Below are 15,192 nucleotides of genomic sequence, written 5' to 3'. Positions count from 1 at the left end.
CCATTCACTTCCCAGACTTTTCCACCGGAAAGCGGGTATCGCGCAGGCTGTCTTTGATTTTCTTGAGGTGGGGTAAGAAGTCTTCACCGCGCCTCAAGGTCACCCCGGTAGCCAGCGCATCAATCAGCGTTAACTGAATGACCCGCGAGGTCATCGGCATGTAGTGGTCGGTGTCTTCGGGGGTGGCGACGTCCAGGGTGGCGGTGCACTCGTTGGCTACCGGCGAGTTGGGCGCGGTGATACCGAGTACCACTGCTCCGGCTTCCCGTGCAAGACGGGCGATATCCACCAACTCACGGGTGCGCCCGGTGTAGGAGATGATCACTACCACATCCCCGGTGTGGCAAGCGGCGGCGACCATGCGCTGCATCAGCACATCGATGTAGGCCATCACCGGCAGGTTGAAGCGGAAGAACTTGTGTTGGGCATCCTGGGCCACCGCGCCGGAGGCGCCCAAGCCAAAAATGTGGATCTGCTTGGCCTGGGTAAGGTAGTCGACCATGCGCTCGACGGCGCTCATATCGATTTCGCGCTGGGCTTGATCAAGGGCGGCGATGGTGGCGCCAAAGATCTTGTGGGTGTACTGGGTGGCAGTGTCACCAGGCTCTACTGCGCGGGTCACGTAGGGCGTACCACCGGCTAAGCTCTGAGCCAGTTTGATCTTGAAATCAGGGTAGCCTTTGGCGCCAAAGTTGCGGCAGAAACGATTAACCGTAGGTTCGCTGACGCTTGCCGCCTGAGCCAGGCTAGCAATGCTGAGACTGGTGGCGACCGTTGGGTCTTCAAGAATTACATTGGCGACTTTACGCTCTGAGCGGTTGAGTTCTTCTAAACGTTCGCGTAAGCGGTCAAGTAAGTCATGAGCCATTAACGGTCTCCATATGGGGGGTGGAACAAAGTGGCTTCCATTCGCTGCACCAGGCCACAAACGCTTCGGCAGGCAGCGGACGAGCATAGAAGTAGCCTTGTGCGGCTTCACAGCCGATAGAGCTTAAATAGGCTGCCTGGGCTGAGTTTTCGATGCCTTCTGCCACTACATCGCAGCCCACACTATGAGCAAGCTGAGTAATGGTATGCGCCAGTTGACGGTCAATCGCGCTGGTTTCCAAGTCCATCACAAAGGCACGATCTATCTTAAGCGTCGAGAAAGGCAACGTTTTAATATACGCCAACGACGATTGACCGGTGCCAAAATCGTCAATGGCCACGGCGATATTCATTGCAGCCAATTGGGCAAGCTGCTGACGAGCGTGATTCATATCGCTCATCAGCCCCGATTCGGTGACTTCCAGGGCCAGGAAGCGCTCGGGAATTTGCCGCTGTTCAAGGCGAACAAGCAGCTGTTGGGCAAAGTCTTTGCGGCTTAACTGACGAGCGGCCACATTCACCGCAATATGAAAATCGTCATTGAGCAGCCCTTGTGCCCGCCAGGTGCTGATATAGCGCATGGCTTCATCGAGCACCCAGTCGCCTATGCAGAGAATATCACCGCTGGCCTCTGCCAGCGGAATAAATTCACCTGGAGAGATGAGGCCGAACTCCGGGTGCTGCCAACGTAGCAGCGCTTCCGCGCCGAGAATCTTGTGGTCAGCCAGCGATAGTTTGGGTTGAAAGGCGAGCGACATCTCGCCACGCTCGGTGGCGCCACGAATCGCCTGCTGAATATGTAGCCGATGCCGTTGCTTGGTCTCAAGCGCTGGTGTGTAGTACTGAACCTTGAGCGATTCCAGAGGTGGCAGCGCTAAGGCCGCCATATGTACCAAGCGTTCTGCCTCAAAGTAGCCTGCATCGGCACTAATGCCGATACGGGCACTGAGGGGAAGCAGCAACTCCTCCAGCGCCTGATCATGGTCGAAACACTCGAGCAGTTGCTCGGCCAGGTGCAGCAGCTGGGTGGAGTTTGCCGTGGGGGTAATGACCAGCAGCTCGCTTCCCCCCCATAACCCGAGTAGGCAGTCAGCGTCGAGCTGTTGGCGCAGCCGTTGGCTAACCGAACACAGCAGTTGATCGGCAACCCGGTAGCCGTGCAGCCGCACCACATCATCGAGTTTATCAATCGCGATAAACAGTAGCCCCGTGCCGGAAGCTTTCAGGGCCGCCTTACGCAACGCCTGGTCTAATCCACGCCGGTTAGGCAACTGGGTAATGGGGTCGGTGCGTGACTGGCGATCTAGCTCTTGGGTGCGTTTGGCGACCATCTGTTCGAGAGTGTCGGCCTGCTTATCACGCACTTGGTAGCGGTGTTCAATGTTTAAGGTATTGCGTATGCGTTGCAATACTTCATCTTGCTTGAATGGTTTGGTGATGAAATCGCGTACGCCCATACTCAGGGCCCGATGGCGGGTCACGTCATCAATTTGCGCCGTCAGCACGATAATCGGCGGCATCTGCTCGGCAAAATGTGCTCTGAGCTCTTCAATCACTGCGTAGCCGTCTAGGTGCGGCATACGGATATCCAGCAGCAGTAGATCCGGTAACTGCTGCTGGCAGTGGCGAAGCACCTCACGGGGGTCATTAATCCCGTGGATGTTTTCAAACCCATACTCGTCAAGAAGATCAAACATGAGCTCGATGTTAACCGTGCTGTCATCCACTATTAACAGATGTTTTTCAGTAAGGCTCATGGTTCCTTCCCTGACGCAGTCTGAATGAACTGGGCAATGGTGGCTTCTAGTTTATCAAGTTCGAGCGGTTTGGTGAGGTAGCCGTTAAAGCCTGCTTCCAAACCGCGCTTGATGTCGCCCGGCAGAGCGTTGGCCGATAGGGCCACCACCGGCAAGGCTTGCAGCTGTGGGTCGCGGCGCATCGCTTCCAATGTCTGGTAGCCGTTCATGCCTGGCAGGTGGACATCCATGAGTACCAGGGCAGGCGAGCAGTGGCGCATTATTTCCAGGCCAATTTCAGCGCTGGGCGCAATCTGCAGCGTTATCTCGCCCAGCTCTTCAATGATGTCTTCCATCAGCCGCTGATTGGCGGGGTTGTCCTCAATATAGAGCAGCGTAAAAGCATTACTAGGCTGAGCATGAACCGGCTGAATCGCAGGAGGCGCGTCGGCGGTAGCGTCTGCGTTAGCAGTGGGTAAGGTAAACCAAAAGGTCGCGCCCTGGCCGGGCTGACTGTCTACGCCCATCTCGCCGTTCATACGCTCGACCAGCTCGCGGGTAATCGCCAGGCCAATACCGGAGCCTTCGATGCTGCCACCTTCTGCATCAAGGCGATTAAAGGGTTCGAATAGCTCGTGCTGGCGTTCAGGGGCGATGCCAGGGCCAGTGTCGGTCACGCTGATGCGCACATGGTCAACCAAGTGGGCCACGGCTATATCGATTGAGCCGTTGGTGCTGTTGTACTTGATCGCATTGGAGAGCAGGTTCAAAAGTATTTGTTTGGTGCGTGTGTAGTCGGCGTTGACCTGCCAACGATCATTGGGCGTCGTATAGCGAAAATGGATGCCTGCTGCCTCGGCGCTGGGTTCCAGTGTGGAGCAGGCGTCGTTAAACACGTTGGCGAGAATAATCGGCTCGATGGAGAGCGTCATATGACCCGCTTCGATCTTGGCCAAATCCAGCACTTCGTTAATCAGGCTAAGCAGATGCTGGCCACTCCGCTCGATTTGGGAGACCTGGCGATGCTGTTTGTCGCCCAGCGGTTCGCGGCGGCTATTGGCCAAAATCTGAGAGAAACCGATTATGGCGTTGAGCGGGGTGCGTAGTTCGTGGCTCATCGACGATAGGAACTCGCTTTTCGCCCGGCTAGCGGTTTCCGCCTGGTCGCGGGCCGCAGCCAAATCACGCATGACCTGTTCGCGCTCGGCCATTTGGCTGTAAAGGTTGATCAATAGCGAGCAGGTGTCGGTAAACGGTTGTAGCCAATCCAGCAACGCTTGGTTAAGCGGCTGTTTACTGTTGGCAATGGCATACATACCGACTAACTGTTCGCCGCTGAAAATGGGCACGCCGAGGTAATTATGCAGGGGCGGATGCCCGGGAGGAAAGCCGCCGCGTTGGGCGTGGCCATACACATCGTCGGTCATAATCACTTCACCGAACGCAAACACCCGGCCCACCAGCGAGTGGGGGTTCGTGATGGTCATGTCGCCGCTACGCAGCTGCTCCATCAGGAGGCGAGACTCTTCACTCCATGACAAATCAGTAATGGCGTGGATTTTAAGGGCATTGGTGGTGTTGGTGGGCAGTACTTCGCCAATCAGGGCGTAGTCGCTATCGGTCAGTTCGCGCAGCGCCTCCATTAGAAACACCCACAGCCGTTTCCCCGACATCAGCGCTTGATAATCCGTAATGCCTTGGTGGAGTACTTTGAGCAGTTTCTGCTCTTTATGCATCCTTTGAGCAGTGTGGGATAGCTCTAGCTGTAGCTTGTGTTGGCGGAGTAGCTCTTCAACCTGACCCGCTAAACTGCTGAGTAGCGTTAAATCCCGCTCGCTAAACTGGCGCGGCTGGCGATCAATAATACACAGCGTACCAATGGCCATGCCTTCCAGCGGTCGCAGTGGATAACCCGCGTAAAAGCGAATGCGCGGCGCGTCGTTGACCAGCGGGTTGTCTGCAAAGCGCGCATCCTTATGGGTGTCCTCAATGACCAGAGGAGCGTCATGGGCGATGGCATGGGCGCAGAATGAGACGGTTCGATTGGTTTCGCACGCCTCAAGCCCCTGATGTGATTTGAACCACTGGCGCTCTTTATCGATCAACGAAACTAATGCAATGGGCACGCCGAACAGGTCGCGTGCCAGTTGCGTCAAACGCTCAAAAGCCGAGTCGTGAGGCGTATCGAGTACCTCTAGAGCATGCAAAACCGCCAGGCGCTCTGTTTCGTTATGAGGAGTGTCTGGGGCGTGCATGGCCGTTCCAAAGCTGAGAGTTAATAAAACCTTCTATAAGGGCGTTAGACTAATAGGTAGTTACATATCGGACATTAACCCACAAGCTTTAGCCAAGACCTATAAGTTTTATTAGCCAGCGCCGGTAAGGTGGATACAGCATGCGGCTAGCCGAGCGTTTAGCTTGATAGAAGATGCCACGCAAATGGCTAAAACGTTCAAAACCGTGACGACCATGGTAGGCCCCCATGCCGCTTTCGCCGACCCCGCCAAAAGGTAATGAGGGCACAGCGTGATGGAGCAGGGTGGCATTAAACACTAGTGCGCCGGAGCGTGTCGTTTGCAGCAACTGCTGCTGTAAGCCCTTGTCATGTGTGAAGGCATACAGCGCTAGCGGGTGGGGGCGGGCATTGACATAGCGTATTGCCGCTGACATATCGCTCACGCCAACCACCGGTAAACAGCGGCCAAAAATCTCTTCGCGCATCACCTGAAGCTCCCGGTGCGGGTCGATAACCAGCGCAGGGGCATGAGGGCCGTGGTCGATGATTCTGCAGCCGTGATTATGGGCTTCTTGCAGCATGGCATCGAGCCGCTGCTGGTGGGCCTCGTTAATCGCGTGGGTGGCCGCATTATCATCGGGTCGCTGGCGTTGAATAGCTTCGCTCAACGCTTTGACCACAGCACTAATATGGCGGCTTTCAACCAGCACGTAGTCGGGAGCGATACAGGTTTGCCCGCCGCTCATGCCTTTACCAAAAATAATATCCGCCGCCGCTTTATCGAAATCCGCATCGCCTGCCACGATGGCGGGCGACTTACCGCCTAGCTCAAGCGTCGTTGGAGTCAAATTCGCCGCGGCTGCTTGAGCCACTTGCCGACCTACCGCGCTGGAGCCTGTGAACACCAGGTGATCGAATGGCAAAGCGCTAAAACGACGCGCCACCTCTGCATCGCCTTCGACGACCTTCAGTTCTTCAGGGGTAAAGTATTGAGGCACCAGCCGTTGCAGGAGGGTGCTGGTAGCGGGGGAGTGCTCGCTGGGTTTAAGCATTACCACATTGCCTGCTGCAAACGCATCCACTATCGGCATTAGCGCCAGGCTCCAGGGGTAATTCCAGGGTGATATCACCCCGACAACACCCAGCGGCTGTGGCGCAATGCGTGCCCGGGCAGGCATTAACCGCCACGGCATACTGACTGACCAAGGGCGCATCCAATGCCATAGATGCAGTCGGGTGTGGCGGATAGCATGCAGCACTGCGCTGATTTCAGCCATGCGTATTTCCACATCGCTGCGCTGGCCAAAATCCGTTTGAATCGCACGGATAATCTCAAGCTGGTGGTGCTTGGTCATACGCGCTAGACGGGCCAACCGGTCACGACGCACCGTTAGCGTCGGGTAGGGCATTTGATCGGCCGCTTGGCGCTGCGTTTGAAAGTCACCCGTTAGATCGCGCGTCATGGCCTCTCCTTATGTGTCGTTCCCGGCGTGGCGTTAACGTTAAGTACGGTAGTTCAATCGCCGCATCTGCTTTCATTGGTTTCGTTGGCACAGCCCTTGATTTAGCTCTTTGAATTAGCCCGTTGATCTGGCCAGCGGGTATAGACGATGAGTGTAAACGGTTTCTATAAACAGTTAGTGTAAAGTGGTCTTTTAGCCTCTATCCGCTCGGGAAGGTGTTATGCCGTTACCCCCACTGTCGACCACTATTCTACCCACCATTGAGGCCATTACGGCAAGCCAGTGGGATTCACTGGTCGATGACGATCAGCCATTTTTGCGTCACGCGTTTTTACACGCCCTGGAGGCCAGTGGGTCTGTCAGCGAGGCTACGGGCTGGGAGCCGTGCCACCTGAGTGTATGGCAAGGCGAACAGTTGGTCGCAGCGCTGCCCATGTATTGCAAGCATCACTCCTACGGTGAGTATGTGTTTGATTGGGGCTGGGCGGAAGCGCTGGAGCGCGCCGGGGGGCGTTACTACCCCAAAGCCCTCAGCGCGGTGCCGTTCACGCCGGTGCCAGGGGCGCGCACGTTAATTGCCAGGCACGCTGATGCCAGTGCCGTCCGTGCACTGCTGGCCAACGCGTGGCGGGAGCAGTGCGAACGCCTTGATCTATCAAGCTGGCACCTGCTGTTTGCCAACGAGGCAGATGTCACCGCCTGGCAGGCACAGTGTCCTGAGTTGATCAGCCGCGAAGGTGTACAGTTTCAGTGGCGGGATCGCGGCTTCGGTGACTTTGAGGGCTTTCTAGCCAGCCTGACCTCGAAACGGCGCAAAATGATCAAGCGCGAGCGGCGTTTGGTCGCAGAGCAAGGCTTACAGGTAGCGCGTTTGGAGGGCGAGGCGATCACCTCAGCGGATATGGCGCACTTCTATCGCTGCTATGCGATCACCTACCATGAACGTGGTCGCCCCCCTTATTTAAATCATGATTTTTTTGAGCGCCTGCGCCAAACCATGCCGGAGACGCTGGTGCTGGTACAGGCTTACATTGAAGGGCGCCCGGTGGCGGCAGCGCTCTATTTTCGTGGCAGTAGCACGCTCTATGGGCGCTACTGGGGAAGCGAAGTGGTCGCTGATTGCCTGCATTTTGAGGCCTGCTACTACCAGGGGATCGACTACTGTTTACAGCGTGGCTTAACCCTGTTTGATCCAGGTACCCAGGGCGAGCATAAGCTGGTACGCGGCTTTGCACCCCAGCGCGTGCGCTCGCTGCACTATATTAGTCATCCTGGGCTTGCCGCGGGTGTCGCCCAGTTTTGCCATCAAGAGGGCGAACATGTCAGCGCCTACCGTGAGGCGGCCCACCAAGCGCTGCCCTTTAAGTAGTCATTTAAGCTGCCATTTAAACGAGGCACGGCTCGCTGGTGTTGCGCCTTGATGGCATAATGCGCGCCAATCAGCGCGTCTGTTTGATACAACTGCTGTTTTAAAACGTGATTTTTACCTGCAGCTTAATCGATCGTAAGCAAACGTTAGGCTGTAATAGATAGGTTATCGGAGAGCAGTAATGCGTAAATGGCTAGTGTTGACATTGCTTGCTGTCTTCGCGCTGCTGCAATACGAGCTGTGGTTAGGCAACGGCGGCTGGCGCGATTTACAGCACGTGGAGCAGCGGGTGGCGATGCAAGAGGCGGCCAATGTGCCCATGCGCGAGCGCAATGCGCGGCTGGCGGCAGAGGTGACGGATTTAAAAACCGGTTTAGACGCGATTGAGGAGCGTGCCCGCAGCGATATGGGCATGGTGCGCACCGATGAGCAGTTCTTCTGGGTGCCGGGAGTGGCGATTGAAAATGAGCTGATCGGTATTAATGCAGGTCTGGTTGCTCCCCAGGAGCCGCCGCAGTGAGTCAAGTCTGGTTAATTGTTCCTGCGGCGGGTCAAGGTCGTCGTATGGGGGCCGATAAACCCAAACAGTATTTGACCTTGGCCGATGAACAGCCGGTGCTGGCGCATACCTTGGCGCGTCTTCATCGTGCTTTTCCTAGCGCTCGTCTGGTGCTCTGCCTGGATGCCGATGACCGCTGGTTTTTACCTCACTGGGTGCCTTTTAATGACTGGCAGCGGGTGGTGGGCGGCAGCGAGCGAATGGACAGCGTATTAAATGCTCTTCATGCGATGGCGGCCGACGATGACGATGTGGTGTTAGTACATGATGTGGCTCGTCCCTGTATTACCGTGAACGATCTTCTTGCGCTTTATCAAGCCGCGGCGACCCACTCCGCAGGTGCTCTTCTGGCGATGCCGGTAGCCGATACCATGAAACGTGCCGATGACCAGTGCCAAAGCGCGCGCACTGAACCCCGGGAGGGGTTGTGGCACGCACTAACCCCCCAGGGCTTTCGCTATGCGCTGCTGAGGCGAGCACTGGAAACTGCTCGCCAGCAGCAAACGCTGGTGACCGATGAGGCCTCGGCGGTTGAAGCCTTGGGCGAGTGCCCACAATTGGTAACGGGGCGGCGCGACAACCTGAAAATTACCCACCCGGATGACTTGGCGCTGGCAGCCGCGATTATGGCGGCACAAGCCGCTAACACGCCAGGCAGGCTTTAATCACTAGGAGCTTATAATGCGTATTGGCCACGGATTCGATGTACACCGTTTCGGCCCCGGCGATCATTTAATGATCGGCGGCGTGAAGCTGCCGTTTGAGCACGGTTTTGTGGCCCACTCCGATGGCGATGTGCTGCTTCATGCCATTAGCGATGCACTGCTGGGCGCCTGTGCGCTGGGCGATATTGGCCGCCACTTTCCGGACACTGACCCGGCATGGGAGGGCGCTGATAGTCGCGAACTGCTACGGCACGTGGTCATGCTTGTTCAGGAACAAGGCTATGGGGTAGTCAATATCGACGCCACGCTGATGGCCCAGGCGCCCAAAATGGCGCCACATATCGAGGCCATGCGGAAAGTCATTGCCGCCGATCTAGACGTTGGGCTTGGCCAAGTCAACGTGAAAGCCACCACCACCGAACGGTTAGGCTTCACCGGGCGTGGTGAAGGTATCGCCGCGGAGGCAGTGGTGGTGCTTGACCGTGCTGAGGCACTTAATGATTAATATGCCGGTGTGGCAGCGCTGTCTCGATGCACAGTTCGGTTCTCCTAAACCGGGCCAGTACCGTGCCCAGCCGGAAGATTTTTGGGTCGATGAGCAGCTTGATTTTACCCCTGAAGGGCACGGGGAGCATCTGTGGTTGCGCGTTGAAAAGCGCAATCAAACCACGTTAGATGTAGTCAAAACCTTAAGTCGGCTTTGTGGCGTAACGCCCCGTGATATTGGTTACTCTGGCATGAAAGACCGCATTGCCGTCACACGCCAGTGGCTAAGTGTGCATCTGCCCGGCCGTGATGCGCCGTCGGAGCTTGAGCAGTCGCTTACTGCGCTGGGTATAACGGTCGTGGAGCAGGCGCGCCACCCCCGTAAGCTGAAACGTGGCGTTCACCGTACGAATCGTTTCGTTTTGCGCTTGAGCGGTGAAGCCATCGAGGGCGACGATTTTATTGGTCGCTGGGAAGCACTCTGTCAGCATGGCGTGCCCAACTATTTTGGCCCCCAGCGCTTTGGCCCGGAGGGACGCAATCTTCAGCGTGCCGAAGCATTACTTAACCGAGGTTGGCGTAAACGCGACGACCGCCAGGGTATGATGCTCTCCACCGCGCGCAGTTTTCTGTTTAATAAACTGCTCAGCGCGCGCATCGCTGATGGCACTTGGTCACAGCCGCTGGCGGGCGATACGTTAATGCTGGACGGCACGCAAAGCGTGTTTCGTATCGATGCCACCGATGCGACGCTACAGGGGCGTGCCGCGGAACTGGATGTGCACCCCACCGGGGTGTTGTGGGGTGTTGGCGAAGCTGGTGAGGGCGACGCTGGGGTTTATGAGGCGCGCTTGCTGCAGCACTATCCAGGTTTATGTAGTGGCTTAGAGCGCAGCGGGGTAAAACAGGCGCGCCGAGCACTGCGTATGCGGCTGCTTAACCCCAAACTCACTTGGGAGCCTGGCGCCGTCCGACTTTCGTTTGCACTGCCGCGGGGTAGTTTCGCCACCGCCGTGCTGGGTGAGCTGATATTAGCGAGCTGACGTAAGGTGGGCTGAATGCAGCCGTCAGTGCCTGGATGACTAATCAGGCTTAAAGGTTAGTAAAAGTGATGGATATGAGCCGTCACATTACGCGCTTATGATCAAGGAGACCCGCCATGCGGCGACTACTGCTTTCCAATGATGATGGTGTGCACGCACCGGGACTGCGTGCGCTGCACGATGCGCTGTTGGCCCATGCCAATATTCGCGTAGTGGCGCCTGACCGTGACCGTAGCGGTGCCAGCAACTCGCTTACTTTGTCACGACCACTCTCGTTGACGCCGCTGGATAATGGCTTTTACAGCGTCGATGGTACGCCCGCGGACTGCGTCTATTTGGGCGTTCACGGTGTGTGGGACGAAAAACCCGATTTAGTTATCTCAGGTATCAACCATGGCAGTAATCTGGGTGACGATGTGCTCTACTCGGGCACCGTTGCAGCGGCGATGGAGGGGCGCAATTTGGGGATGACGGCGATTGCCATGTCGCTGTGTGGCGAGCGCCATTTTGCGACTGCTGCCCGGGTGGCAGGCACCTTGATTGGTGCTGCGGATCAGCTCTCGCTTCCGCCGCGAACACTGCTGAATGTCAATGTGCCCGATGTGCCCTGGGAGGAGATTAAAGGCGTTAAAGTGACGCGCTTAGGCTATCGTGGGCCGGCAGAGAAGCCGTTGGCGGTTCAAGACCCGCGTGGGCGCACGCGCTACTGGATTGCGCCAGTAGCCGCCAATGCTGATGATGGCGATGATACCGATTTTGCTGCCGTCGAAGCGGGCTATGTGTCGATTACCCCCCTACAAACAGACCTAACGCGGCACCCCGCGCTTAACGATGTGCAGGAATGGTTGGATGTTTTTGCCTGATATCTCTCCAGGAGAGTTGCGCGGTCGCGGCATGACCTCCCAGCGCACCCGTGACCGTATGGTCGAACGCCTCATGCAACAGGGCATTAGCGATGCCCGGGTGCTGGAGGTAATGGCCAGTGAACCGCGTCATCTGTTTGTTGACGAAGCGCTGGCTCATCGCGCCTATGAAGATACCGCGCTGCCGATTGGCTTTAGCCAAACGCTCTCGCAGCCGTTTATTGTGGCGCGGATGACAGAGCTCGTGCTGCGCGCCGCGCCGCGCAGAGTGCTCGAACTGGGAACAGGGTCTGGCTATCAGACGCTGATCCTGTCGCGATTGATCGAAGAGCTCTACTCCATTGAGCGTATCAGCGCGCTACACGAGCGAGCGGCGGAGCGCTTAAGACGGCTAGCAGCACCTGCCACCCTGGCGGTGGCAGACGGTGGTTTTGGTTGGCCTGACGCCGCGCCGTTTGACGTTATTTTACTCACCGCCTGTGCTCAGACGGTGCCTACAGCGCTACTTGAGCAATTGAGCCATGATGGGGTGCTCATCGCCCCATTAGAAGAGCCCGATGGCAGCCAGTGGCTTACTCAGGTAAAGCGCATCGGCAGTGCCTTTGAAAAACGTCGGCTTGAGCCCGTGCGTTTTGTACCCTTACTGCAAGGAGTAGTGGATTGAAGCGGCAACCCTTGGGAATATTTTTAAGAGGCGCAGGGATGGGCGCTGCCGACGCGGTGCCCGGCGTGTCGGGAGGAACAATTGCGTTTATTAGCGGTATTTATGAAGAGCTGATCAATACGATCAAACAGTTTGGACCCAGCGCTATTGGCGCTTGGCATCGCGGCGGCTGGCGGGCTCTTGGCAACCATTTGAATCTCGCCTTTCTGGTGCCTCTACTGGCGGGGGTCGCGGTTAGCCTGTTTAGCGTGGCGCATTTAGCACTCTGGTTGATGGAAGCGCACCCGCTGCTGCTGGATGGCTTCTTTTTTGGCCTGGTGGCTGCCTCTGCATTAGTGGTAGGGCAGGCGAGCAGCGGCTGGAAGCTGTGGTATCTAGTACCGCTACTGGTGGGGTTAGTGCTAGCCCGAGCGTTGCCAGGCATGATGCCGTTGGTGTTATTAATTGGTAATGAAGCACTGGTAGTGATGGTGGCAGGCTGTATCGCTATTAGCGCCATGCTGCTGCCGGGCGTGTCAGGCAGCTTTCTATTGCTGACCATGGGTCTCTACGGCACCATCATGGGCGCAATTCGCAGTTTGGATCTGGGCATTATTGTGCTGTTTGGCATGGGCTGTATGGTGGGCTTAGCGCTGTTTTCACGGCTGCTGTCCTGGCTGTTACGGCGCCACCATACCCCGACGATGCAACTGCTATTGGGATTTATTGTTGGTTCGCTGCCGGTTCTCTGGCCATGGCGCGAGCTGTTACGCTACCAAATAGGGCCAGAAGGGCAAATGATTCCTCTGGATTACCGCTATTTATTGCCCGCTGACTATGCCGTATTGACCGGTGCTTCGGCACAAGTGGCCGGTGTTGTCGCGCTAATGGCCGTGGGTACACTCATTGTCGTGTTACTCAACCGACATGCGGATCGTCGGCCAATCGATACCCAGCTTGGCGCTGAAAAGGAGTAGGTTTATATGCGTAAAGGTTATCTACCTAAAGCACTAATGATGTCGGCGCTGGCACTAGCAATCGCTGGCTGTGCCAGCCAGCAAGGCGGAAGCCCCCAGGTGCGGGATTTAAGTCAGGCACGCCAGGCGGTGGAAAACTCACCCCAATATACGGTTAAAGCTGGCGATACCCTGTATGGCATTGCGTGGCAGCACAATTTGGATTATCGCCAGCTCGCGGCAATGAATAACATTAGCCCGCCTTACCAAATCCGGCCAGGGCAAACCATTGCCCTGCGCGAAGGCGCCTCATCAGCGGACAGTAACCAGCCCGCTGCAAATACCTCCCGCGGCGGAGGCGCCGTGGCGACCGGGTTGAGCCCGCAGACGGCCTCCGTGGCGCGTGATGATCAAGAGTTGGATTGGTTGCTGCCCGATGAGTCGGCGATTGAGCGTAATCGGCGCCTTACGGCTGAGCGAGAGGCCGTAGATGCCGCAGAGCAAGTAGCCGAGTCCGCCAATAACCCTTCGTCAACGCCCCAGCCTGAAGTGGTCGCCGCGGCTGACCCAGAGCCCGAACCCGCCGAGCAGTCTGCGCCACAGCCTGAACCAGAACCAGAACCAGAACCAGCGCAAGCGCCAGAACCGCAGCCAGCGTCTGAACCCGAACCCCAGCCTGAAGCCTCCGCTCCTGCTCAAAACGCCAGCGTAGACCGCTCTTCGCGCACCTATACGCCCGCTGAAAACATCGCCTGGCAGTGGCCTGCTGATGGCAATGTAGTCGGAGAATTTGGTCAGGGTAATAGCATCACCGCTGGGATTGATATCGCCGGTGAAAAGGGGCAACCTGTAAAAGCGGCAGGCCCCGGCATCGTGGTCTATGCGGGCAGTGGTGTCAGGGGGTATGGCAACCTCATCCTACTCAAGCACAACGATCAATTCCTGAGTGCGTATGCGCATAATGACAGCTTACGGGTCAGTGAAAATGATGTGGTCGAGGCCGGCGAGGTGATTGCCACAATGGGGGATAGCGATGCAGAAAACGTCAGATTACACTTTGAGGTTCGCCGTGATGGGCAGCCGCAAGATCCCATGGATTTTCTGCCTTCCCGCTAATGTCCTCACAGGGAGGGTGAGCCGTCAGCGTATGACTTCGTTGCCCGAATCGCTGCATTCGAGCGTCATATAACAATTGTCACATAACAATATGGTGTGCGTCCTTGAACGCACCCCTTTGACTTTCTAAATGGCGGGTAGGCGACAAACGAGGGGTAAGGCCATGAGTATGTTGGAGAAAGATCTACAGGAGGTTGACCTGGATGCTGCTGAGGAGGCGCTTGATGATACTGATGATGTCACGGTAGAAGAAGACGCTTTCGAAAAGGCACTAGGGCGCGAGGATCGTCAATCGACCCAAAGCTTGGATGCGACGCAAATCTACCTCAACGAAATCGGCTTTTCGCCACTGTTAACGCCAGAAGAAGAAGTCTATTACGGTCGCTTGGCCCGTAAGGGTGACCCCTTGGGGCGCTCGCGGATGATTGAATCCAACCTGCGGCTGGTGGTAAAGATTGCCCGTCGCTACCTGAACCGGGGCTTGACGCTGCTGGATTTGATCGAAGAGGGCAATTTAGGCTTGATTCGCGCGGTGGAGAAGTTCGACCCCGAACGGGGCTTCCGTTTCTCGACCTACGCGACCTGGTGGATTCGTCAAACCATCGAACGGGCGCTGATGAATCAAACGCGCACCATCCGCTTGCCGATCCATGTGGTCAAAGAGTTGAATATTTACCTGCGTGCGGCGCGGGAATTAACCCAAAAATTTGATCACGAAGCCACCGCTGAAGAGATCGCCGACCATCTGGATAAGCCGGTCGATGTGGTCAAAAAGATGCTCGGACTTAATGAGCGGGTGTCGTCGGTGGATTACCCCATGGGGGGCGAGAGCGATAAGCCACTGATCGATACGCTGGCGGATGATGAAGTGCAGGGCCCTGAAGCACGCTTGGTGGATGGTGACGTCAAAGAGCATGTGGATCTATGGCTGGACGAGCTGAGTGAAAAACAGCGCGAAGTGGTGGTGCGCCGTTTTGGCTTACGCGGCCATGAGTCGGCCACCCTCGAAGAAGTGGGCGCCGAAATTGGTTTAACCCGCGAGCGGGTGCGCCAGATCCAGGTCGAAGCGCTCAAGAAGCTGCGCCGTGCACTGGAAAAACAGGGCCTTTCTTTAGAGGCGCTGTTTGAAACCTGAGTGATTCTTCGGTGCAGGTAACTTGCGCCTCCCCTCTAAGCCGGGCGAGTGACAT

General features: G+C 56.8%; 14 protein-coding genes. 10 read left to right on the top strand and 4 right to left on the bottom strand.

What is annotated here, in order from left to right:
* Positions 1–4: 4 nt before the first annotated feature.
* The 4 genes from OM794_RS16270 to OM794_RS16255 all read right to left on the bottom strand — a co-directional run bounded on the left by OM794_RS16270 (position 5) and on the right by OM794_RS16255 (position 6,302).
* Complete coding sequence (locus OM794_RS16270; protein WP_226247580.1) at positions 5–868, bottom strand: MurR/RpiR family transcriptional regulator; 864 nt, start codon at positions 866–868, stop codon at positions 5–7.
* Entirely contained in the window at positions 858–2,624 is a 1,767-nt protein-coding gene (locus OM794_RS16265; RefSeq protein WP_265153911.1) for a putative bifunctional diguanylate cyclase/phosphodiesterase, read from the bottom strand. The genes OM794_RS16270 and OM794_RS16265 overlap by 11 nt, the downstream gene beginning before the upstream one ends.
* Entirely contained in the window at positions 2,621–4,858 is a 2,238-nt protein-coding gene (locus OM794_RS16260) for an ATP-binding protein (protein ID WP_226247575.1), read from the bottom strand. Before OM794_RS16260 ends, OM794_RS16265 begins: the two co-directional genes overlap by 4 nt.
* Positions 4,859–4,946: 88 nt before the next feature.
* On the bottom strand, positions 4,947–6,302 hold the full coding sequence (locus OM794_RS16255) for an aldehyde dehydrogenase family protein (RefSeq protein ID WP_226247573.1): 1,356 nt from the start codon (positions 6,300–6,302) through the stop codon (positions 4,947–4,949).
* A gap of 220 nt (positions 6,303–6,522) precedes the next feature.
* Between OM794_RS16255 and OM794_RS16250 the strand changes: the two genes are divergently transcribed.
* The 10 genes from OM794_RS16250 (at position 6,523) to rpoS (ending at position 15,137) form a co-directional block, all read left to right on the top strand.
* Entirely contained in the window at positions 6,523–7,671 is a 1,149-nt protein-coding gene (locus OM794_RS16250; RefSeq protein WP_265153910.1) for a GNAT family N-acetyltransferase, read from the top strand.
* Between the two features lie 181 nt (positions 7,672–7,852).
* Positions 7,853–8,191: a cell division protein FtsB gene (ftsB, locus tag OM794_RS16245; RefSeq protein ID WP_211594773.1), complete on the top strand. Its 339-nt coding sequence runs from the start codon at positions 7,853–7,855 to the stop codon at positions 8,189–8,191.
* Positions 8,188–8,895, top strand: coding sequence for a 2-C-methyl-D-erythritol 4-phosphate cytidylyltransferase (ispD, locus tag OM794_RS16240; protein ID WP_226247571.1), 708 nt, complete (start codon positions 8,188–8,190; stop codon positions 8,893–8,895). Before ftsB ends, ispD begins: the two co-directional genes overlap by 4 nt.
* A gap of 16 nt (positions 8,896–8,911) precedes the next feature.
* On the top strand, positions 8,912–9,400 hold the full coding sequence (ispF, locus tag OM794_RS16235) for a 2-C-methyl-D-erythritol 2,4-cyclodiphosphate synthase (RefSeq protein WP_264167759.1): 489 nt from the start codon (positions 8,912–8,914) through the stop codon (positions 9,398–9,400).
* Positions 9,393–10,424: a tRNA pseudouridine(13) synthase TruD gene (gene truD / locus OM794_RS16230; RefSeq protein WP_226247568.1), complete on the top strand. Its 1,032-nt coding sequence runs from the start codon at positions 9,393–9,395 to the stop codon at positions 10,422–10,424. The genes ispF and truD overlap by 8 nt, the downstream gene beginning before the upstream one ends.
* A gap of 116 nt (positions 10,425–10,540) precedes the next feature.
* Positions 10,541–11,287 (top strand): 5'/3'-nucleotidase SurE, encoded by a 747-nt coding sequence (gene surE / locus OM794_RS16225; RefSeq protein WP_088698873.1) that lies wholly within the window; start codon positions 10,541–10,543, stop codon positions 11,285–11,287.
* Positions 11,274–11,951 (top strand): protein-L-isoaspartate(D-aspartate) O-methyltransferase, encoded by a 678-nt coding sequence (locus OM794_RS16220; protein WP_226247566.1) that lies wholly within the window; start codon positions 11,274–11,276, stop codon positions 11,949–11,951. The genes surE and OM794_RS16220 overlap by 14 nt, the downstream gene beginning before the upstream one ends.
* The gene (locus tag OM794_RS16215; protein ID WP_226247564.1) at positions 11,948–12,907 is read left to right on the top strand and encodes a DUF368 domain-containing protein; all 960 of its coding nucleotides are present in this window, start codon (positions 11,948–11,950) and stop codon (positions 12,905–12,907) included. Before OM794_RS16220 ends, OM794_RS16215 begins: the two co-directional genes overlap by 4 nt.
* 6 nt (positions 12,908–12,913) lie before the next feature.
* Complete coding sequence (locus tag OM794_RS16210) at positions 12,914–14,002, top strand: peptidoglycan DD-metalloendopeptidase family protein (protein ID WP_226247562.1); 1,089 nt, start codon at positions 12,914–12,916, stop codon at positions 14,000–14,002.
* Between the two features lie 163 nt (positions 14,003–14,165).
* On the top strand, positions 14,166–15,137 hold the full coding sequence (rpoS, locus tag OM794_RS16205) for an RNA polymerase sigma factor RpoS (protein WP_088698869.1): 972 nt from the start codon (positions 14,166–14,168) through the stop codon (positions 15,135–15,137).
* Positions 15,138–15,192: the final 55 nt, after the last annotated feature.

This window comes from Halomonas sp. BDJS001, from assembly GCF_026104355.1.
In the GTDB taxonomy this organism is placed as follows: Bacteria; Pseudomonadota; Gammaproteobacteria; order Pseudomonadales; family Halomonadaceae; genus Vreelandella.
This window is presented reverse-complemented; position numbering and strand designations above follow the sequence as displayed.

Excerpts from the sequence above, each read along its gene's own strand:
- surE (WP_088698873.1), top strand. The coding sequence starts at position 10,541 with ATGCGGCGACTACTGCTTTCCAATGATGATGGTGTGCACGCACCGGGA.
- OM794_RS16220 (WP_226247566.1), top strand. The coding sequence starts at position 11,274 with ATGTTTTTGCCTGATATCTCTCCAGGAGAGTTGCGCGGTCGCGGCATG.
- OM794_RS16255 (WP_226247573.1), bottom strand. The coding sequence starts at position 6,302 with ATGACGCGCGATCTAACGGGTGACTTTCAAACGCAGCGCCAAGCGGCC.
- OM794_RS16270 (WP_226247580.1), bottom strand. The coding sequence starts at position 868 with ATGGCTCATGACTTACTTGACCGCTTACGCGAACGTTTAGAAGAACTC.
- ftsB (WP_211594773.1), top strand. The coding sequence starts at position 7,853 with ATGCGTAAATGGCTAGTGTTGACATTGCTTGCTGTCTTCGCGCTGCTG.
- OM794_RS16260 (WP_226247575.1), bottom strand. The coding sequence starts at position 4,858 with ATGCACGCCCCAGACACTCCTCATAACGAAACAGAGCGCCTGGCGGTT.
- OM794_RS16250 (WP_265153910.1), top strand. The coding sequence starts at position 6,523 with ATGCCGTTACCCCCACTGTCGACCACTATTCTACCCACCATTGAGGCC.
- OM794_RS16265 (WP_265153911.1), bottom strand. The coding sequence starts at position 2,624 with ATGAGCCTTACTGAAAAACATCTGTTAATAGTGGATGACAGCACGGTT.
- truD (WP_226247568.1), top strand. The coding sequence starts at position 9,393 with ATGATTAATATGCCGGTGTGGCAGCGCTGTCTCGATGCACAGTTCGGT.
- rpoS (WP_088698869.1), top strand. The coding sequence starts at position 14,166 with ATGAGTATGTTGGAGAAAGATCTACAGGAGGTTGACCTGGATGCTGCT.
- OM794_RS16210 (WP_226247562.1), top strand. The coding sequence starts at position 12,914 with ATGCGTAAAGGTTATCTACCTAAAGCACTAATGATGTCGGCGCTGGCA.
- ispF (WP_264167759.1), top strand. The coding sequence starts at position 8,912 with ATGCGTATTGGCCACGGATTCGATGTACACCGTTTCGGCCCCGGCGAT.